This is a genomic window from Vibrio rhizosphaerae, from assembly GCF_024347095.1.
In the GTDB taxonomy this organism is placed as follows: Bacteria; Pseudomonadota; Gammaproteobacteria; order Enterobacterales; family Vibrionaceae; genus Vibrio; species Vibrio rhizosphaerae.
In genome coordinates, this window is record NZ_AP024904.1 from 132,773 (window position 1) to 153,740 (window position 20,968).

Sequence of the window (20,968 nt, forward strand, 5' to 3'; positions counted from 1 at the left end):
TTTGTTCAGAGAGCGCCGCTGATGGCCAATGTCTGTGGTAACGATTCAGTGAAGACCTCAGCAGGGTTTCAGTACGATAACAGCGTGATGATTACACCGATGAGTCCACCGAATACACCGCCCCAAATCACCAGCCAGCCAAGATGCTCTTTAATCATTTTCTGCACCATCTCTTTGACCAGTTGTGGTGTTAACTCACTGAGCCGCTGGTCGATAATCTGTTCGATATTCTGACGGATATCTGCTTTCATCGTCTCGGATTCTAACTGCTCTTTCAGGGCGTTTTGTACTGAATCACTGTGGCTAATCTCAACCATGGCCTGTTGCATTTTCTCGACAAAAGGTTGTTTGAGCGGTTGTAGCGCATCGGTGCCGCCAAACATAGCCAGCATACCGCCGAACGAGGATTGAGCAATGGTTTCAACTAATGCATCAAATGTCGGATTAAAATCGACCTGTGCAATGACGGGTTCGAGGCTAAGCTGACGGGTTTGGTTGAATTCTTGATCGAGGAATTTATCAATATTGGTGTCGGTAAAAAACTGTTCCATCATCAGTGATTTGATCGCAGAGCGAAATGCATCAAAGCGTTTAGGAATGACACCTGAGCCGTACAATCCGGGGACTTTCTCGAAGAGCATATGAATGGCGAGCCAGTTGGTGATCGCCCCGGAAAAGGCAAAGAGTCCCGCAGTGAATAAAATATCTTCGTTTAGTTGATAGCCTGCAATCATACAGAGAATCGCAATCAGATTGGTATAAAGGCTTTTGTTGATCATAAGGGTGTCTCATCTCCTGAAAATCTCGAAACAGGCGGATTTTAGAAGAAAAACAGTGTTTTTAGAAGAAAAGGATTGCGTTTAAATAACAAACATCATTTTCAGGCGGAAGTTGTCTGGAAGGCCTCCGGTTGTCGTCATACCGGTTGAAACTGGCGTCTGGGCCTCAGGGAGCGGATGACATGGCCACAATTGTGGCTCATGTCTTTGATTTATATATAACCGATAAGCTTATGTGTAACCGATAAGTTGATTTGGAACCGAGCCGTTATTTACAAGCGATCCGTTATTTACAACCAATCCGTTATTTACAACCAATGAAGCCACCGGTCTGATGTTCCCATAGATGTGCGTAAATCCCCTGCTTGGCGAGTAACGCTTGATGGCTGCCTTCTTCGACAATTTTGCCCTGATCAAGCACGATCAGGCGATCCATGGCTGCAATCGTGGAAAGTCGGTGAGCAATCGCAATGACGGTTTTCCCTTCCATCAGTTCATTGAGACTTTCCTGAATCGCTGCTTCGACTTCTGAATCGAGTGCTGAGGTTGCTTCATCGAGAATCAGAATCGGCGCGTTTTTCAGCAGTACCCGTGTGATCGCAATCCGCTGGCGCTGGCCGCCAGAGAGTTTGATCCCCCGTTCTCCGACTTGCGCATCGTATCCCCGGTTGCCGTGTGGGTCTGAGAGGGTTTCAATAAACTCATGGGCATGCGCCTGTTGAGCGGCGCGGATCATCTGCGCTTCGGTGGCGTCCGGGTTGCCGTAGAGAATGTTTTCACGGATGGAGCGGTGTAGCAGCGATGTATCTTGTGTCACCATGCCGATCACTCCCCGGAGCGAGTCTTGGGTGATGGCATCGATGGCCTGACCGTCAATCCGAATCTGACCGCCTTCGACATCGTGAAAACGGAGCAGCAGGTTGACCAGCGTTGACTTGCCCGCGCCGGACCGTCCGACAATACCGACTTTTTCTCCCGGCCGAATATACAGGTTTAAATCGTTGATGACATTGATATTGCTGCCGTAGCAGAAATGAACATGATCAAATTCAATCGCACCCTGCGTGATTTGTAGCGGCTTGGCATCCGGCTTATCTTGGACCGAAATCGAGCGGGAGAGTGAATTCATGCCGTCCACGACTGTCCCCATATTTTCAAACAGACCGCCGATTTCCCACATGATCCATTTGGACATGCCGTTAATGCGCAGCGCCAGTGAGATGGCGACGGCGATAGCACCGACGGTAATGGCCTGTTGTGACCACAGATAAATCGAAATCGCAGAAATAGCGAATAGCAGCAGATAATTCGCGACCTCAACCGAGAGGTTAAAACCGGTCACCAGACGCATCTGACGATAAACTGTACCGAGGAATCCTTCCATACTTTCTTGCACGTAACCCGTCTCACGGCGATTGTGTGAGAAGAGCTTGACCGTCTGAATATTGGTGTAGCTGTCAACAAACCGGCCGGTCATGGTGGAACGGGCATCTGCTTGAAGCGATGAGACGTGTTTGAGTTTCGGGACATAGAAAAACTGGATGCCGACATAGCTGATCAACCAAAGCAACATCGGGAGCATCAGTCGCCAGTCTGAATCCCCCAGCAACACTAATATTGCAGTGAGATAGACACAGACGTAAATAAACACATCAACCATTTTCATGACCGTTTCACGGATAGCCAGTGACGTTTGCATCACCTTGGTTGCGATCCGGCCGGCAAATTCATCCTGATAAAACGCAAGACTTTGTTTAAGCAGATAACGGTGGGCCATCCAGCGAATGGACATCGGATAGTTACCGAGCATCGATTGGTGGATCAACAGGGAATGAATTGCGACAACCAGTGGCATCCCGATCAGAATCAACACCGTCAGGCCAATCAAAAGGGACTGATTATCCGCAAGAAATGTTTCCGGCTGGCTGGCAGAGAGCCAGTCAACCAGACGACCCATAAATCCGAACAGGGAGACTTCAATAATCGCAATTGCCATACTCAAAACAGCAATGAGAATCAATGGCTTGATAAAGCCTTGGGTATAATGGCGACAAAACGCCCATAACGTGTCTGGCGGTTGCTGTGGCTCTTCCGAGGGAAAAGCCTGTGTAAACCCCTCAAATTGCTTAAACATAAAGGTCCTTTCGTATCGTAAATTACTCGGTCAATCACGGGAGAATGGTGTTGTTCCCGGAGCAGACAGTTAACCTGCCATCGGTGAGAAAACAGAGAATAAGCCTCCATTATAATCATCTTTGGCGGCTTTCACAGTCTGCTACGGAGTCGATGTTTTCGGAGAGACGCTATCCTGAGATGGGCAATCCTTGGATGCGCAGTAGAGGATTGCGAAAGACATGGCGGGTTGTAATCGCTCACGACTTGTTGTGGTGGACTGGATGTCAAAAGAGGCGGTATCACATAAGACTTGCCATGTTTGGTGGCCTTCGGGCAGAGAAAAACGAGCCGGCGCTTTGGTACGGTTAATTAAATACAGGATTTCATCGCCGTTGTCACCGATTCCCAGATGGAGTGACACACTATTGAGTTGGTTCCAGTCATCTTGCGTCATCAGTGAGCCATCCACTTTTCGCCAGAAAACACGGTTTGAGTTACGTGAATCACCGCTGAAGGCTTGGATAAACGGCACCATATATTGTTCGCGGGCGACGACAAGTTTGCCCAGCCATTGCTGAAACTGTTGTTCGTCTGCACCCAACTGCCACTGAAGCCAACTGATTTCGTTATCCTGACAGTAGGCATTGTTGTTGCCTTGTTGTGTATGGGATAGCAGGTCGGCCGTCAGTAGGTGCGGGATGCCAAATGAGAACAGAACGGTCACCATAAAGTTGCGTTTCTGCTGCATCCGGCATTTATTGATCTCCGCGTCTTTGGTCGGGCCTTCGACACCATAGTTATCTGAGCGATTGTCCCCGTGCCCGTCGCGGTTCTGTTCACCATTGGCTTCGTTATGTTTGTGTTTGTATGACACCAGATCTTGCAGCGTAAAGCCGTCATGGTAGGTGATGTAATTGACGGTCAGTTTAAATGGCCAGTTGGCGGCACTGTATAAGTCTCGCGACCCCATAATTCGGGTCGCAAATTCTTTAAGATATCCTTGATCGCCCCGCCAGAAACTGCGGCTGATATCTCTGAGTTTATCGTTGGTTTCGTTCCAGCCGAACGGAAAGTTGCCGACTTGATAACCATTCGGCCCGATATCCCAGGGCTCGGCAATCAGTTTGGTCTGTTTGAGAACCGGATCTTGCGCGACGGCTTTAAAAAACGCGGCATCGGGACTGAATGTTTCACCGGATCTGCCGAGGGTTGCGGCCAGATCGAAACGGAAGCCATCGATATGATATTCACTGACCCAGTAACGAAGGGTATCCATCACCAGATTGAGCGACGGCTGATACGCCAGATCGACGGTATTGCCACAGCCGGTGAAATTGGCGTAGTCATTTTCATGAGTGATGTAGTATTTGGGATCCAGACCTTTGAGATTGAAGACGGGCCCATCGGCACCCCCTTCGGCAGTATGGTTGTACACGACATCAAGAATGACTTCGATCCCAGCCTGATGCAGGGTGCGGATCACGGTTTTCAGCTCAGTGACCGGATCGTCAATCGCGTAGCGCGGGTCGGGCACCATAAACAGATAGGGATTGTAGCCCCAATAATTAACCTGTTGTGTCTCTAACAGATGAGATTCATGCATACAGGCCGCAATCGGCAGGAGTTGTAGCGTTTTGATATGCTGTTGGTCATAAAACGCCATCATCTCCGGGTGAATCAGTCCGAGATACTTTCCTCGTAACTTTGACGGGATATCCGGGTGTTGTTGCGTCAAACCTTTCACATGGGTTTCGAATAATACGGTCTTTTCCCGTGGGATATTGGGGCGTGTGGTTCCCTGCCAGTCAAAACGGTCATCCACCACCACACATTTCGCTAATTCAAAGCTGGATTTGATGGTGAAGGGTGGGTCATAGTGAAGTATCCCGTCCAGTGATTTCGCATAAGGGTCAGCGATATATTGCCACTTTTTTTGGTTGGGCAGCTTGAGCAGGTAACCATATTTCTGGCCGGCGCGAATGGCTGGAAGATAAGTAAAGCGAATGCCGGCATATTCACCGTCGAGCGGATAGCTCTCGTAATGTCCTTGTTCATCGAATAACGCAAGTCGGATAGCGGGGTTGCCCGGTGCATAAATCGCAAAGTTGCATCCGTCGGTATCCAGTGTGGCACCTAGAGGATAAGGCTGAGATCGGACATCATCGTTTACTTCATGCATGGCGTTTTCCACCTAGTGATCCTGACTCGTGTTCTTTCTAGTAAAAAACTGTTCTAGTAAAAAACTTTAGCACGCATTGGTCAAGTGTTCGTCACAAAATGTACACAGATCACGCGAGTGTCAATCGATTCACGCAAGTGCAGGTGACGTACGCTATATATTTTATATATCACAGGATTTGTATTTTTGCTGCGAAATCAAGGGAAGCCGATCAGACGTGACACGTCTTCATCATCAATTCACATCTTTATTTTAGGGAGACATCACTTTGTCATCACTTTGTGAGGAAAATGATTCGCGTCATTACATCTGTTGCTGATATTCTTTTTAATATGGGAATCGTCTGGCACAGAGTTTGGATACTCTGTTTTGCAACCAACCAGAAATAGGCATGAATGAATATTATCGGATTTTTAATGGGACTGGCTGGTCTATCACTGATTTTATTAGTGTCTTGGATGATGGTCCTGTCGTTAAAGCAAAAGCGTCTGGAAGCTGAACGTCAAGCCCGGGACAGTTTTGATCGCCGTGCGAGAGAACAAGCTATAGCAGAAGACCGGAAAGAGCGGCAGAGGAAAGCTGAAGAAGGCCATATTCCGACAATTCTCTATTTAGCCAAAGAAGCAGAGAAACGCGATTTGCGTGAAGCATTATTTTGGTATGAAAAGGCGGCGTCTCTGGAAAATATCACCGGGATGTATGGTGTTGTGCGGATTTGTCAGCGTTCGCGCAAAGATACGGTTCTGGAAGAAAAAGCGAAATTCTGGCAAATGTATATTCGCGGTATGGAAGGGGATTTACATTCGCTTTGTGAGACCGCAAAGGCTTATTTCGCCGGTCTGGGGATTTCGGTAGATATTGACAAAGGGGTTCGGATTCTTGAAAAAGTGGCCCTGTCAAACTTCATCCCGGCCCAATTGATTTTAGGTGACTGGTATGTCTCCCGCGAGAATCCGGTGCCGAAGCCTGAAGATGCTTGTTTTTGGTATGCCAAGGCTGCCAGACTCGATAGTTCGGAAGGGATGATGAAACTGGGTTTGAGTTACCTCAAGGGTAATGGGGTAGGTCAGGATCATCGTAAAGGTTGCTACTGGCTGGAATGTGCCGGAGAAAAGGGCAATGCCGAGGCGATGTATCATGCCGGGAAAGCATGGATGGATCATGGTGCCTACGGGAATTCGGTGGCTTATATCTGGCTCTTTTTATCGGCGCATTGTGGTTATGAGCCGGCAAAAGGGATGCGTGATGATGTTGGTAGCCGGCTTGGCGTTGACTCGATTGTCCTGTTACAAAGCTTTGCCAAACCCTTGTTGAAAAAAATTCAGGCAGGGACGATCGGGAAGCATCTGATTATCCGGGCTTTCAATAAGTTATATAAACGTAATGTACCGATTCCCCGACGGGAATATCCTGAGGATGATTTTTCGCCCGCTGATGATAGCGATGTGCTGGTTGCTGAAATGGAGGAGTTGTTGCCCGGAACCGATCACGAGACGCCGAGTGATCCTGCTCAGGGAGACTCAGAACAAGATGCCGGTAAGCAAAAGAAAGCAAAGCTGGACTTTACCGATAAGCATATGCACTAGTCTATAGACGTGAATGGAAATAATACGTTAGCGACTTAACGAAGCTACAGAGATGCCAACGAACGGTCGGCTCATTATAGGAATCGACACTATCCTGCCTTGGTGGCAGGATAGCATCACGAAAGCATCAGACCGTTTTCTGGTGCTCTGCCTGACAGACTGCCGCAGTGAATACAACATCTGTTGAACTGTTGAGCGCGGTTTCTGCTGAATCTTGAATCACACCGATAATAAATCCGACCGCCACGACCTGCATCGCGACATCATTGGAGATACCGAAAAGACCACATGCCAGCGGGATAAGGAGCAAAGAGCCTCCGGCAACGCCCGAAGCGCCACATGCTGAGATTGCAGCCACAAAGCTGAGCAGTAATGCACTCATCATATCGACTTCAATTCCCAGTGTGTTAACCGCAGCTAGGGTCAGAACGGTGATGGTGATAGCCGCACCGGCCATATTAATGGTCGCACCCAGCGGAATGGATACAGAATAGGTATCTTCATCCAATCCCAGTTTGTCACACAGGTTCAGGTTGACCGGAATATTGGCAGCACTTGAACGCGTGAAGAATGCTGTCACACCACTTTCACGCAGACATTGAAATACCAACGGGTACGGGTTGCGGCGTGTTTTGACATAAACGATCAACGGATTGACGACCAGTGCGATAAACAGCATCGATGCCAGTAAGACGGCAAGAAGATGGGTATAACCTGCCAGTGCCGAGAACCCGGTTGTTGCAAATGTTGACGCAACCAGACCAAAAATACCAAATGGGGCGAGGCGAATGACGAAGCGGACAATCATAGCAACACCGTGGCTGAGGTCTTCAAGGACGGCTTTAGTCGATGCACTGGCATGATGTAACGCCAGTCCTAAACCAATCGCCCAAGCCAGAATACCGATATAGTTGGCTTGAAGAATGGCATTGAGCGGATTATCGACAATCTTAAACAGAAGAGTATGAAGTACTTCTGTGATGCCTTGTGGTGGGGTTGCCCCATCGGCACCGGCAACCAGTGTCAACGTGGTAGGAAACATAAAACTTAACACCACTGCAGTCAGTGCCGCGGTAAAGGTTCCCAGTAAATACAAGCCCACGATAGGCCGCATAAAGGTATGTTGATTTCTTTTTTGATTGGCAATGGAAGCCGCAACTAAAACGAAAACGAGAACAGGTGCGACGGCTTTCAGTGCACTGACAAAAAAGCTGCCCAGCAGGCCGGCTTTAGTGGCAGATTCGGGAGAAAATGTTGCCAGAAGTGCACCGAGAACAATGCCTGCAATAATTTGCAGCACTAAGTTGCCCCGGGCAAAACGAGCGAAGATGTTGTTGCTTTGCATACTAATCCCTGCGATGTAGTGATGAGGGGATGTTGATCGTGGTTGATTTTGGCCGGAGGACGGCTTGTCTCTGTCTCAGATCACATCCAGATTCGAATTATAATAGTTCTGGACAGCAGTGAGACTGAAACCATGTGCTGTGATTCATGCCACTAAAGTCCAGAAAAGTCATATTATAGTGACAAAATGATGTGTCTAGAATTAATTAGATTTCAGGTAGGAAAATTGTTAATCAGGCGCAAAAATGTATGATTTTGTTGTTTATGTTAGATTTTTGTAACAAAAAATGCTGTGAAGAATGTGCTTGATTTTTATGTGTTTAGTTGCGCTTTTAAATGGGGAAGAATAACTTCCCCAAATTGAAAGGTTCTATGGCCTGTCATTTTTGTGAAGGACGGGCAAATTTTTCGAGCGCCAGAACCAGAATAATGGCGCTACACATCATGACGATCGCCAAAAACAGTTGCGCAGATTGAGAGGTGAGCTGCTCATATGCCATCGGCGACAGATTGTGTTGCACGAGCGGGACTTGCTCACCGTGAGAATTGGTGCGCCAGCTCAAGGTTTCTTTCCACGGCCAGATCTTTGGTAAGGTGCCGACCATTAAGCCTGTCAGGCCTGACAATGTGATATCCCGATAATGCTTCAGCAACCAGGAGAGCAGGTGAGAGAAACTGAGTAATCCGGCGATACACCCGAGCAAGAAGGTCATAAGAATCTCAATTTGCATTGCTTTGACTGCGCCGAGAATCGGTGCATACATGCCGAGTAGCAGCAGAATAAAACTCCCTGAAATGCCCGGTAGGATCATGGCGCAGATTGCGATACCTCCGGCAATGAAGACATTCAGGAGGGAGGGCTCCAGATTGAGCGGTTGTAATACCGTGATACTATAGGCGAATGCTAACCCCGCGGCCCATACAACGAGGTTCACCAAACGTTTCTGCTCAATTTGTCTGAAAATATGGTAGACGGAAACCAGAATGAGACCAAAGAAGAATGACCAAAGTGGGATGGGGTGGGTGTCCAGTAACCAAGAGATGAGTTTGGCCAGAGTAAGAATGCTGACCAAAATGCCACCGAACAGGCTCAGTAAGAATAGCGCATTAATGTGTTGCAATGTTGCGGCCATCCCGTGTTGACGCAGGAAGGCAATGAGTCTGGGGTTAATACGCCGGATACTTTCCAGTAATTTGTCATAGATACCGGTAATAAAAGCAATGGTGCCACCGGAAACCCCCGGCACCACATCCGCGGCTCCCATGGCGAGGCCTTTCAAGAACGTGATCAAATAATTCATTGAGTCAATCAAATATAAAGAGTTATCGGGCAGTCAGTATATCTAATTCTGATCGAGATCCCCATAGACTTTGCAAAATCGATGTTTGAATTCTGTTCGCTTTTTGCAAAATAACTGTGGTTTTTTGCAAAGTGCAATCATTTTATTCATTTGAATGCATTTGATTGATGTTTGTTCAAGCTAACATTCTGTATTATATGGTTTTTTAAAGTTGGCATAGTCTGTGCTTTATTCATTATGACCCTTAAGCCGAGGGTCACCTAGCCAACTGACGTTGTTAGTGGACCTTATTGTTCACATTGATTGTGCCAAGTGCGTATTGCACTTGGCTTTTTTTTGCCTGCAAATGCGCTTGTGCTGTGGCTGACCTGATGCAAATCTACGCTACAATCCCACCCGTATTTTGATTGATAATGTTCATTTGCTTCACAATCTTAAGAGCCCACTTCATCGCTGCAATGTCCGTGAGCGCGGTTCGTCAATATTGTTTGTCAATATGGTCTGTGAACATGCATTCTCATTTTTATCCGGACAGCGTATGATAGGGCTCTTTGTCTGAATCTAAGTAATCATGATGTTAAATCGGCAAGTACAGCGCTGGCAGAGCCCGACTCATTTTTTGTTAATGGTGTCGGTGATTGTGCCGATTGCTTTCTCAAGCTGGACAGCGTTGTTGAACAATTTTGCGATTGAAAAAGCACAGTTTAATGGGGCAGATATCGGGATTTTGCAAAGTGTCCGTGAAATTCCCGGCTTGCTTGCCTTTACGGTCGTCTTCATTCTGCCGTTTATCAAAGAGCAACGATTTCTGATGGTTGCCTTATTGATGTTGACGATTGGGACGGCGATCACCGGGTTTTTTCCATCGTTTTCAGGGATGCTTTGGACGACGTTATTGATGTCAGCGGGGTTTCATTACATGGAAACCCTCAAGCAATCACTGGCATTACAGTGGCTCAATAAAGAAGAAGCCCCGGAAATGTTGGGACGGATGATCTCAGTCGGTGCTCTGGCGTCGTTACTCACTTATGGCGCACTTTGGGTCATGTTAGAAGTGTTGTCATGGTCTTATCTGTGGGTTTATCTGGTCTGCGGGGGCGTTGCTTGTTTACTGGCGCTGTTTGTCTGGATGAGTTTTCCACAATATCAGGCGCATACCATTCAAAATAAGAAGTTATTACTGAGAAAACGTTATTGGTTGTATTACGCTTTGACGTTCCTCAGTGGTGCGCGCCGGCAGATTTTTACGGTATTTGCCGGGTTTCTGATGGTTGAAAAATTCGGTTATTCTGCCGGAGATATCACATTACTTTTTCTGATTAATTATGGATTTAACTTTCTGTTTGCCAAGAAAATCGGCCGCGCCATTGGCCGGATTGGTGAACAACGGGCGTTGATGGTTGAATATCTGGGGTTACTGTTTGTATTTATTGGTTATGCTGTGGTTGAAAACAGCCATTATGCGGCAGGATTATATGTGATTGATCATCTGTTTTTTGCACTGGCGCTGGCGATCAAAACGTATTTTCAGAAAATCGCAGATCCGGCAGATATGGCATCGACGGCGGGCGTTTCTTTCACTATTAATCATATTGCTGCCGTGGTCATCCCGGCTACCTTCGGCTTGATTTGGATGATCTCTCCGGCGATAGTTTTCTACCTTGGTGCCGGTTTGGCGTGTTTGTCTTTATTGTTGTCTCTGAATATTCCCCGGATACCTGCACCGGGCAACGAAGTCAAAATCTTGCAGTGGTAATCCATCGCCCGATAGTATTATGAGCGGCAGCCTGTCTGTCGCTCTCTGCCACTCAGTCCTCGGTTATTCCTCGGTACAGACTTGATTACGGCCGTTTGCTTTTGCCCGATAAAGCGCTTTATCCGCACGGTAAAAGGTACGTTGGGTATTTTCTCCTTCCCGATGTAATGTAATCCCAATACTGACGGTTAACCCTCTTTCTCCGAGTATTTCTTGCCAATTGAATTGATAGATATTTTCACGGAAGTGTTCACCGTGGATTTGCGCTTCTTCCAGAGTTGTCTGTTCAAGAATGACCAGAAACTCCTCGCCGCCAAAGCGTACGCAGGATGCCTGCTGAAAACTGAAATATTCGTTTAACTGTTTGGATACACTGACAATGGCTTTGTCTCCGACAAGGTGACTGAGCTCATCGTTAATCGATTTGAAGTGATCAATATCTACAACAAGAAAGGCGAATGATGTTTCATGTAGTAGCAGATCTTTCAGTTTGGTATCCAGCCAGCGTCGGTTATGGAGTTTAGTGAGCGGATCGGTAAACACATCTTGCTGAAGCTGTGCAACGGTATTCTTTTGGTTTTCCGTTGTCTCTTTGAGCTCCCGGTTTTCTATCTCTGACAAAATCAGTTTTAACTGAAGTTCGAAGCGCGACAGTCGCCGGAGTTGCGTTGTGCCCAAATCCCCGATTGGAATCCGCTTCATCAGATCGACTTCGACCTGAAAAGCACGTTTCTGACAGTCCAGTGCTTGCTGATATTTATGTTGGTATTCATAAATATAGCTGAGCACCTGATATAAATCTTTTTTCAGTTCAGGATGGGTAAATGAAGCGATTTTTTTATTCTGACTGAGCAGCAACATTTCTGCGAGATGTGCTTTGCCGATTTGGAGGAAGCACAGTGCCAACTCGATTTTGATTAAGCACGATAGTGAGATCAGATAGTTATGGCGTGTGGTATAAGGCACCGAGGCGATAACGTGCAGAGCGGAAGAGACATCATTTCTAGCGAGACAAAGTTTAGCTTTGTATAGCAGAATTTGCCCGGCCAGTGTTTTATCACTGACCAGTATACTCAGCTCTTCACACTCTTTGATAAGCTGGTTCGCCTGATCGTAATTTTTCAGGTCAATATAAGAGGCAAGCATCGATATTTTATAGCGCAGGCGGAGTGTCCGGCTGGAGATCGCGTGATCAATACTATCGATTTTTTGATAAAAGCGTACGGCTTTCGCCGCGTCACCATAACGGTGACAGAGTGAACCCATTCCCAGAACAGACTGAGCGTATTCGTCAATAAACCCATGTTCAACCGCGAGGTTTGAAATGGCAATATACGTTTGTAAGGCTGTTTGATAATCGCCGATTGCGATAAAGCGTTCACTTAAACTGATCTCTATCGATAAGATTTTCTCAGCATCTTGCGGGAGTTGCAGTAATGCCCGGGCTGCTTTGAGTTCCTCAATACTTTGCTGAAATTGATTCAATGAGGCCCGGTACTCGGCACTGATGATGTAGCACTGGGCTTTTTGCCAGGGCGTTGTCGCAATATTATTTTTGACTTGTGCCCAGAAAGTGATGGCCTTTTCCCCACTGACTGCAGTGACATCAAGACCTGCGTCTTTTACTTTATTGAGTAAGTCCTGCATTTTCACGACCCTTTCAGTGGTAATTCAGTGAGTTGATCTAAAGTAAACGGGAAAGAAAGGATATCATGCAGTGAAACATCCGGAAGTTCGCCGGTCAGACCTTTTCTTCCCCAAGGATAAATCTGAATCATCTGTTGCAAAATATTGAAAATCTGCTGTGCATTTTCACCCGTGTCCGCCAGTAATAGTCCGAGCCGATCTGCACTCAGACGGGAGACCAGATCCTGTTTTGAACAGAGAGAATGGGTTAATTCGGTACAGGCGTCGATATATCGAGGTGTTTCATGATAGATAATAATGACGGAATAGTTGGATGATTTCAGCGCTGTTTTAAATAGAACCAGTTGTTCCCACCAGTAGGTTTCCGAAACCACGTTGGTCAGGTGTTTTTCCGGGTCATATTCGTACTGTCCCCGAATTCGGTTGATGAGTTTTCTCGCTCTTTGTTCCAACTGTTTCTTTGATTTCCGGACTTGGTCTTTGCTTTCCCGCCTGTTTTGAATATTCAGCTGTGAGGTCGAGTAGCTTCGGTAGCGTTTAAAGGCCGTTAATGCACTTTGATAATCTTCTTGTTGCTCTGCAACTAATGATTGCTGAAAGTACACTAACGCGAGTAATTCACCATTGGCTGAATCCCGGGCGGCTTGTTCCGCTTTGTCGAGCAGTGTCATGGCTTCGGCCATATTTTGCCGGAGCGTCTCCAGCCGGGCCCGATTGATATAGGAGTGCGTTTTGACCCAGGGAAGATTGTTGGCAACAGCCAGATCGTGCGCATACTCAGCCGCTTCTTCGGCATCTTCCAGTCGCTCCAGTCCCAATAAAGCCAGAGCCCGGAAGTCCCACACCTCCGCGACTTCCTGAAGGAAGTCTTTATCCTCCAGAACTTCAAGCGCCCCGTCTAACACCGTTAACATATCGACATAACGGTTAAGTAGATATAAATCCCAAGCCCATAAAATTCTGGCTCTGCCTTCGAATGATTCCTGACGGGTATTATTGGCGACTTTCACGGCCAGTTCATGGGTTGCGCAAGCGAGGTGATATTCGTGCGTGCTGCGCCAGATATTGCCAAGCCCGAGCAGACTCTCAATCAGAATATGGATATCTTCTTCGAGCGTTGCCTGCTCCAGAGCATTAATCCAGTGTTGCTGGGCGGTATAAAATTTCCCTTCTTCCCAAGAATGTAAAGCATGGAGGTGCAGTATTTCCGGCAAATATTCGTCATTGTCGAGCTCGTCCTGAGCTGCCAGTGCTTCTTTGGCGTAGCGAATCCCCTGCGCATGTTTTCCGAGGATTAAAGCGCAGCGGCACATAAGCATCAGGCATTGAATTATCCCCTCAGCGAAGTGAATCTGTCTGGAACGTGTCAGACACTGTTCTGATTTCGACAGAACATCTGCCGGCGCTGTTTCGAAACGGCGCTTGAGTTGCTCTATTTCAATTTCAAGGAGATAAAGGCTTTTTTCCAAACTTAATTATTCCTTTGTTACGTCACTCCGACAAGTTACATTGATGAGCTTAGTTGAAATTATCAATGTGGGCGATTTTGGTCATTGTCTCCAGTCAGGGATCACTTCAAAAAACTGAGCGGATCATTCAAATCATGTATATCTTTTACATCCAGCATAAAATATGCCAATAAGAGATAATTGCCGATGACGAACCCCTCAATTGTATGTTTTTCTTGCCTGTACAGTCATTATCATAAGATGATTTTAAAAAGGTGAGAAATTTTTCTGTACGATATTTTGACTGATACAGAATTAAACCGTGGCAAATAATTTATACATGATTTTTTTTTGTACAATCTGCTATCATTGTTATACAGCTATATTTTTTGTATAACTATTTGTATGACGATGAGGGCGAAATCATGGACACGAAAATCCCGGTTGGTGTGAGTAGTTGTGTGACAGGTCAACAAGTTCGTTTTGACGGCGGACATAAGAAAAGTCATTTTGTCATGGGTGAACTGGCACCATTTTGCGAATTTATTCCCATTTGCCCTGAAGTCGGAGCGGGTATGTCGACACCCAGACCCACGATTCGTCAGTACGAGAAACATGGTGTGATTCGATTAGTGGAAACGAAAAACGACGCGGCTGATTATACCGAATCCATGGCACAGTTTACCGAGAAAGCCCTGCGGGAAATTGGTCAGTTTCAACAACCGTTATGTGGTTATGTGGTGGCAGCAAAATCACCGACCTGCGGGATGAAGCAAGTGAAGGTGTATCATGACGGCGGTGTCCGTAAAGCCGGGGTTGGTTTATACACCCAGAAGCTGATGGAGACGATGCCTTGGTTGCCGGTTGAGGAAGATGGCCGTCTGAATGATCCGAACTTGCGTGAGAACTTTATCCTGCGTGTTTTTTGTCTGCATGACCTCTATCAGACGGTCGGTAATGATCCGACCCCGGCGAATGTGATCGCATTTCACAGCCGCTATAAGTTTACGCTCATGGCGCATAGCCCGAAAGCTTACCGCGAACTCGGCAGAATGGTGGCCCACATGGGTGATCAAACCCCGGACGAATTTTTCGAACGCTACCGGCTGGCACTGATGCAAGCATTAGCCAAACCTGCCAGCCGGAAAAATAGCACCAATGTGTTGATGCACTTTCAAGGTTACTTTAAGCGGCGACTCGAAGCGGATCAAAAAGCAGAACTCACCCGCATCATTCACGAATATCGTCAGGGATTAGTTCCGTTACTGGTGCCCGTGACACTGATTCAACATTATCTGACGCTTTATCCAAATCCTTATTTGGCACAACAGCATTATTTAAATCCTTACCCACAAGCATTGAAGTTACGTTATGGACTCTAAAGAAAAACGTTATGCAATTCGTGAAGTCGCTGAAATCACCGGGGTCAAACCCGTGACACTCAGGGCATGGCAGCGCCGCTATCATTTGGTCGAGCCAAGCCGAACCGAAAAAGGGCACCGATTATATAGTGAACAAGATATTCAACAGATTCAGCAGATACAAAGTTGGCTGGCGAAAGGGATCTCGATTGGCAATGTCGCACAACTGCTTCAGGCGACAGACGCGGCGGATCTTGAATTGTCCGGTTCCGGGGGGCTGGAAGAGTGTGAGTCATTTCTTTCTGCACTGGCTCAGTTAAATCGGGGGAAAGCTGAGGCGGTCATGGTGGCGATCTTAAAAAATTATCCGCTGGAGATTGTCATACAGCAATTCGTGATCCCGATTGATGAAGCTTTGCTGCGGATGAAAAGCTCTCAGCAATCGATCCAGCGGGGGCTGTTTCAGTCGATGTTGATTGGCCAGTGTGCCTGGATGATCACCACGGCGAACCGGGCCTGCCATCTGGGGAAGTGTCTCTGTGTCAGTCTCGACCCGGTCGGGAGTATCTGGGCATGGCTGCACACGCTGAAGATTGCTGAACAGGGCTATTTTACCGCTTTACTTGATGGGGTTGAGGAGCTGTCAGGTCTGCTTGAACATGCCAGCGAAGGTACATTTCAGCGGATAGACTTTTTTTCTAACCGAGCGCTGACCGGCAAGCAACAGCAAGTGATTCGCCAGCTTCAGCAGGCACAAATGCAGACCGCGGATGTCGCGGCACAAACACCGCAACAAGGAAGAGAATTACGGGGACAGACGCCGCTGGTTGTGACCTGTGACGGTCTGTTACAACCATTGGATGGCGAAGCATGATATCGCTCAAGAATGGACATGATGCAAAATGATAGCGCACGAGGGGAATAAGCATGAAGCTGGTTTGGTTGAGACGTGATTTGAGAACCGTTGATCATACGGCGCTGAATGCGGCTATCCGTAGTGGTGAGCCGGTTTGTGCCATTTTTGTTGCCACACCGGAACAGTGGCGACAGCATGAGATGGCACCGATGCAGGCTGACTTGATTGCACGGCGCTTGCCCGTGATTCGTGATGAACTTCGGCAGTTGAATGTGCCTTTGTATTATCGGGAAGTGCGTGATTTTGCGCAGAGTGTTGAGACGGTTGTGGATTTGGCTCAGCAATTGCGGGCAGATACGGTGTTCGTCAATATCGAATATGAACTCAATGAACAGCGACGGGATCAACAACTGGAGCAGTGTCTTCAGCAACAGGGCATTGCTTATCGGGCCTGTCATGATAAATGTTTGTTCTCACCCGGACAGGTGCTAACCAAACAAGGGGAGTTTTTCAAAGTATTTACGCCCTTTCGCAAAGCTTGGCAGGCACAGTTCACCATACCCACGGTGGTTGCGCCGTCACCGGCTGTCGAGACACCGGCACATGATGCTATTGAGTTGAATGACGCTTGCGAGCCGTTCTCTTATCCGCGGGAATCCAGTCAGGCATGGCCGGTAACAACGCGTGAGATTCGCGATCGTCTCCGGACTTTTTGTCGGGATCGGGTCGATGTTTATCATCAACAGCGTGATTTTCCGGCACTGAGTGCGACCAGTGAACTGTCGCCATATCTGGCCATTGGCGCGTTATCGGTTCGTCAGTGTCTGGCACGGCTGTATCAGGCATCAGAACATGGCCATTTATCGGCAGGGGCTGAATCTTGGCTAAGTGAGCTGATTTGGCGAGAGTTTTATCAGCATCTGATCGCTTTTCAGCCCTCGTTGTGTCAGGGCAAACCCTTTCATCCCTGGGGAGCACAGTTGTGCTGGCATGATTCACCGCAGGCGCTGAAGCGTTGGCAGCAAGGCACGACGGGGTATCCGATCGTGGATGCGGCCATGCGCCAGTTGAATCAGACCGGCTGGATGCACAATCGCCTGAGAATGGTGGTGGCGAGCTTCCTGACCAAAGATCTGCACATTGACTGGCGTGCGGGTGAGCGTTACTTCATGAGCCGTTTGATTGACGGTGATTTTGCCGCGAATAACGGTGGGTGGCAGTGGTCTGCCTCTACCGGATGTGATGGTCAGCCCTATTTTCGGATTTTTAATCCGGTCTCTCAGGGGAAAAAATTTGACCCTGATGGCGAATTTGTGCGCCAGTGGGTGCCTGAACTGACGTCGGTGCCGGACAAGTGGATTCACGAGCCTTGGCGTGATCCATCTGCGAATTCTACGTCATATCCGCAGCCAATCGTTGATCATCAGGCCGAAAGAAAGCTAACCTTGTCCCTTTACCAAAAAGCAAAGGATAACTGCTGCCATGATTCGTAATCTGTTGTTGGCGTTTGTGATGTGCTGTCTGAGTTTACCGATTCAAGCCAAAACCTATCCTTTCCCGCCTCAGGGAAGTCGTATGGTCGGTAAAATTGTCTATCATGAGGTACAAAAAGGCGAAACAGTCGCGCATATCGCGGATGCTTACAATGTGGGTTTTTTGAACATGATGGAAGCCAATCCCGGTGTTGACCCGTTTTTACCTAAAGTCGGGCATGTGATGACTATTCCTGCACGGACGATTTTACCGGATGTCCCCTGGCAGGGGATTGTGGTGAATCTGGCAGAACTAAGACTTTACTATTTCGAACCCAAAAAACGTCTGGTGCATATCTTCCCTGTCGGCATTGGCCGGATTGGACGCGATACGCCGGAAATGGAAACGAAAATTAGCCAGAAACGCCCTAACCCGACTTGGACGCCTCCCCAGTCGATCCGGGCTGAGTATCGTAAGAAAGGGGTTGAGTTACCGGCGGTGGTACCAGCCGGGCCCGATAACCCGCTGGGGCTATTTGCATTGCGACTGGCTTACGGTGCCGGTGATTATCTGATTCATGGCACGAATAAAGACTTTGGGATCGGGCTGCGTGTCAGTGCCGGGTGTATTCGCATGAATCCGAAGGATATCGATTGGTTATTCCACCATGTTCAAGTCGGTGAAAAAGTGCGTGTTATTGATGAACCGGTTAAAGTATCGCTTGAACCGGATCGGTCGGTGTTTGTGGAGGCTCACGAACCTCTGACACGGAGTAACGGCAGTAAGAAACCACTGGTTTTACCGCAGGAGCTGGTCTGGTGGATGGCGGAATTTAACCATTCTGATCAGAAAGCCAAAGCGGCATTGATCAGTAAAAATGGCATACCGGTTGAGGTCGTCAAAGCGCCGTAGCCTGAGGCCCGCACATGAATCAACGGCTCTGATTCCGTTCATCTGTTTCTGAACATCAACAAGATGTGCGGCGGAGTGGCCTGGCTGGAAAGTTTGCGACTCGCGGATAAAATTCAGGGCAACCAAGGTTGCCCTGAATCGATATCGAAAAAAGAGGGAGTTATTTAGTGTAAGACTGGGCGATATGGTCGATACGTTCATTCGCTCGTTGAGCTTCTTCCCGTACCGCATTGACAGCATCGGAAGTCTGATCGATTTTATCACTCATCATGGTTTGATTGCTTTTCATCGATGCGACTTGATCACTCAATTGGCTGACTTGGTTGCTCAGCTCATCCATTTTTGCCGTAGTTGCACTATCTGTATTCGAAGCACACCCGGAAAGAAAGACCACACCTGACGCTGCGACTGCCAAAAATACTTTGTTCATTATGAACTCCTTGATTGTTCCTTCGGATCAAAGTCACTTGCTTTCCATCATTTTGACGATACGACGGCAACAAGCAGTATGTTTTATGATTGTAGCACCGAAATAGATAATGAAAAGTCAGAGGAAAATAAGAAATATGAAAAACTTATGAGAAAATTATTCCGGTTGTGCTGTTTTTGACCCGTCACAGTCATGGTCTTTTTCATTCACCACTTCTATTCACTTCCGGGGAATTGCGTTATGATAGCGCGCTTCATTCAGTCCCCCTGCGACACAGGGGCAGACATTCATTTGGTCACTCACAATTGGAGACTCCTTTGCAGTTTAAAGATTTAGGCTTAGATAATCGTTTATTGAAGAACGTGAACCATTACGATTTCAAGCAAGCAACGGAAATACAACGGAAAGCGATTCCTTTGATGATTGCCGGGAAAGATTTATTGGCGTCATCGCAAACCGGTTCAGGAAAGACGCTTGCCTTTGTTCTCCCTATGTTGCACAAGTCATTAAAGAGCAAAGCATTTTCGGCCAAAGATCCGCGAGGATTGATTCTGGCACCGACGCGTGAGCTGGCAAAGCAGGTCTACGGCGAGCTACGGACCATGCTCGGTGGATTGGTGTACGATGCGGCTTTGATTGTGGGTGGTGAGAACTTTAACGATCAGGTGAAAGCGCTGCGTCGTCATCCGCGGTTTATTGTTGCTACACCGGGACGCTTGGCCGATCATTTGGATCACCGCTCTCTGTTTCTCGATGGCTTGGAAACGTTAATTCTGGATGAAGCGGACCGAATGTTGGATTTAGGATTCGCGCCTCAATTGCGGCGGATTCACCGGGCCGCGAAACATCGTCGTCGTCAGACGCTGATGTTCTCTGCCACACTCGACCACGCTGAAGTCAACGATATCGCGATGGAAATGCTGAATCAGCCGAAACGCATTGCGGTGGGTCTGTCCAATGAGCAGCATCAGGATATTCAGCAGCGGTTTTATCTGTGTGACCATCTGGATCATAAAGAAGCGATACTCGATCGTGTGCTTGAGTCTGAATCTTACCGCCAGATGATTATCTTTACTGCAACGCGAGCGGATACCGAGCGACTGACGGAAAAAATGAATCAGCGCAATTTAAAGGCGGTGGCCTTAAGTGGTGAGCTGAATCAGACTCAGCGTAATACCATTATGAGTCAGTTTGAACGGGGTGTGTTTAAAATTCTGGTCACCACCGATGTGGCTTCCCGTGGACTGGACATCAGTACCGTGACCCATGTGGTCAACTTTGATATGCCCAAGCATACCGAGGAATACGTACACCGGATTGGCCGTACGGGCCGGGCGGGCAGTAAAGGGGATGCGATTTCGTTGGTCGGTCCGAAAGACTGGGACAGTTTCAAACGGGTTGAAGCATTTCTGGCTCAGACCATTGCGTTTTCGGTCTTTGACGGGTTAAAAGGCAAATTTAAAGGCATCACACCGAAGAAAGTGATTCCGCGTCAGTCGATGAAGAAAAAAGCGCCGGTTCGCAAAGCCAAGCAGCCGAGTCAGAAAAAGACGCCGCAACGGGATAAAGGCTTCTATCAGAATACGCCAGTGGGAGATGCGGTCTTTATTCCACGTAAGAAACCGAGCGGGCAGGAAGAAAACGACTGATTCAATGATGATAAACATAAATGCCGTGGCAGAAGATGCCACGGCATTTTTTATTGCGCTCGTTTTTGGTTGCACTCGCTTGGAATTATCGATGAATCATTTCCGTGGCGCGCACAAATGAAATGGTGCGCC

General features: G+C 47.7%; 15 protein-coding genes. 7 read left to right on the top strand and 8 right to left on the bottom strand.

The window, feature by feature from the left end:
• Positions 1 to 68 precede the first annotated feature (68 nt).
• From OCV37_RS15805 to glgX, 3 genes are all read right to left on the bottom strand, one after another.
• On the bottom strand, positions 69 to 776 hold the full coding sequence (locus tag OCV37_RS15805) for a DUF445 domain-containing protein (RefSeq protein ID WP_038180316.1): 708 nt from the start codon (positions 774 to 776) through the stop codon (positions 69 to 71).
• Between the two features lie 307 nt (positions 777 to 1,083).
• Positions 1,084 to 2,913, bottom strand: coding sequence for an ABC transporter ATP-binding protein (locus OCV37_RS15810; RefSeq protein ID WP_038180179.1), 1,830 nt, complete (start codon positions 2,911 to 2,913; stop codon positions 1,084 to 1,086).
• A gap of 141 nt (positions 2,914 to 3,054) precedes the next feature.
• On the bottom strand, positions 3,055 to 5,073 hold the full coding sequence (gene glgX, locus OCV37_RS15815; RefSeq protein ID WP_051680460.1) for a glycogen debranching protein GlgX: 2,019 nt from the start codon (positions 5,071 to 5,073) through the stop codon (positions 3,055 to 3,057).
• Positions 5,074 to 5,468: 395 nt separating this feature from the next.
• Here glgX and OCV37_RS15820 point away from each other — a divergent pair, with 395 nt between their 5' ends.
• The gene (locus tag OCV37_RS15820) at positions 5,469 to 6,659 is read left to right on the top strand and encodes a tetratricopeptide repeat protein (protein WP_038180189.1); all 1,191 of its coding nucleotides are present in this window, start codon (positions 5,469 to 5,471) and stop codon (positions 6,657 to 6,659) included.
• Positions 6,660 to 6,786: 127 nt separating this feature from the next.
• Here the strand turns inward: OCV37_RS15820 and sstT are convergent, their stop codons facing one another.
• Both sstT and OCV37_RS15830 read right to left on the bottom strand, forming a co-directional pair.
• Entirely contained in the window at positions 6,787 to 8,004 is a 1,218-nt protein-coding gene (gene sstT, locus OCV37_RS15825; protein WP_038180192.1) for a serine/threonine transporter SstT, read from the bottom strand.
• 379 nt (positions 8,005 to 8,383) lie between these two features.
• The gene (locus OCV37_RS15830) at positions 8,384 to 9,304 is read right to left on the bottom strand and encodes a DUF368 domain-containing protein (protein WP_038180195.1); all 921 of its coding nucleotides are present in this window, start codon (positions 9,302 to 9,304) and stop codon (positions 8,384 to 8,386) included.
• Between the two features lie 571 nt (positions 9,305 to 9,875).
• Here OCV37_RS15830 and OCV37_RS15835 point away from each other — a divergent pair.
• Positions 9,876 to 11,060 (top strand): MFS transporter, encoded by a 1,185-nt coding sequence (locus tag OCV37_RS15835; protein WP_390902298.1) that lies wholly within the window; start codon positions 9,876 to 9,878, stop codon positions 11,058 to 11,060.
• Between the two features lie 63 nt (positions 11,061 to 11,123).
• On the opposite strand, the gene OCV37_RS15840 is transcribed toward OCV37_RS15835, so the two are convergent.
• Together OCV37_RS15840 and OCV37_RS15845 are read right to left on the bottom strand one after the other, a co-directional pair.
• Complete coding sequence (locus tag OCV37_RS15840) at positions 11,124 to 12,707, bottom strand: GGDEF domain-containing protein (protein WP_038180197.1); 1,584 nt, start codon at positions 12,705 to 12,707, stop codon at positions 11,124 to 11,126.
• A 2-nt stretch (positions 12,708 to 12,709) separates the two neighbouring features.
• Complete coding sequence (locus tag OCV37_RS15845; protein ID WP_038180199.1) at positions 12,710 to 14,176, bottom strand: ATP-binding protein; 1,467 nt, start codon at positions 14,174 to 14,176, stop codon at positions 12,710 to 12,712.
• A gap of 401 nt (positions 14,177 to 14,577) precedes the next feature.
• On the opposite strand from OCV37_RS15845, the gene OCV37_RS15850 reads away from it, so the two are divergent.
• From OCV37_RS15850 to OCV37_RS15865, 4 genes are read left to right on the top strand one after another with little or no spacing between them, the layout of a single operon-like run.
• The gene (locus tag OCV37_RS15850) at positions 14,578 to 15,537 is read left to right on the top strand and encodes a YbgA family protein (RefSeq protein ID WP_390902311.1); all 960 of its coding nucleotides are present in this window, start codon (positions 14,578 to 14,580) and stop codon (positions 15,535 to 15,537) included.
• Complete coding sequence (locus OCV37_RS15855; RefSeq protein ID WP_084717447.1) at positions 15,527 to 16,390, top strand: MerR family transcriptional regulator; 864 nt, start codon at positions 15,527 to 15,529, stop codon at positions 16,388 to 16,390. The genes OCV37_RS15850 and OCV37_RS15855 overlap by 11 nt, the downstream gene beginning before the upstream one ends.
• Before the next feature lie 53 nt (positions 16,391 to 16,443).
• Entirely contained in the window at positions 16,444 to 17,865 is a 1,422-nt protein-coding gene (gene phrB, locus OCV37_RS15860) for a deoxyribodipyrimidine photo-lyase (protein ID WP_038180204.1), read from the top strand.
• Positions 17,855 to 18,757, top strand: a complete 903-nt coding sequence (locus tag OCV37_RS15865) for a L,D-transpeptidase family protein (protein ID WP_038180206.1) — start codon at positions 17,855 to 17,857, stop codon at positions 18,755 to 18,757. The genes phrB and OCV37_RS15865 overlap by 11 nt, the downstream gene beginning before the upstream one ends.
• Positions 18,758 to 18,917: 160 nt before the next feature.
• Here the strand turns inward: OCV37_RS15865 and OCV37_RS15870 are convergent, their stop codons facing one another.
• Complete coding sequence (locus tag OCV37_RS15870; RefSeq protein ID WP_038180209.1) at positions 18,918 to 19,187, bottom strand: Lpp/OprI family alanine-zipper lipoprotein; 270 nt, start codon at positions 19,185 to 19,187, stop codon at positions 18,918 to 18,920.
• Between the two features lie 305 nt (positions 19,188 to 19,492).
• Here OCV37_RS15870 and OCV37_RS15875 point away from each other — a divergent pair, with 305 nt between their 5' ends.
• On the top strand, positions 19,493 to 20,836 hold the full coding sequence (locus OCV37_RS15875; RefSeq protein WP_038180323.1) for a DEAD/DEAH box helicase: 1,344 nt from the start codon (positions 19,493 to 19,495) through the stop codon (positions 20,834 to 20,836).
• Positions 20,837 to 20,968 lie beyond the last annotated feature (132 nt).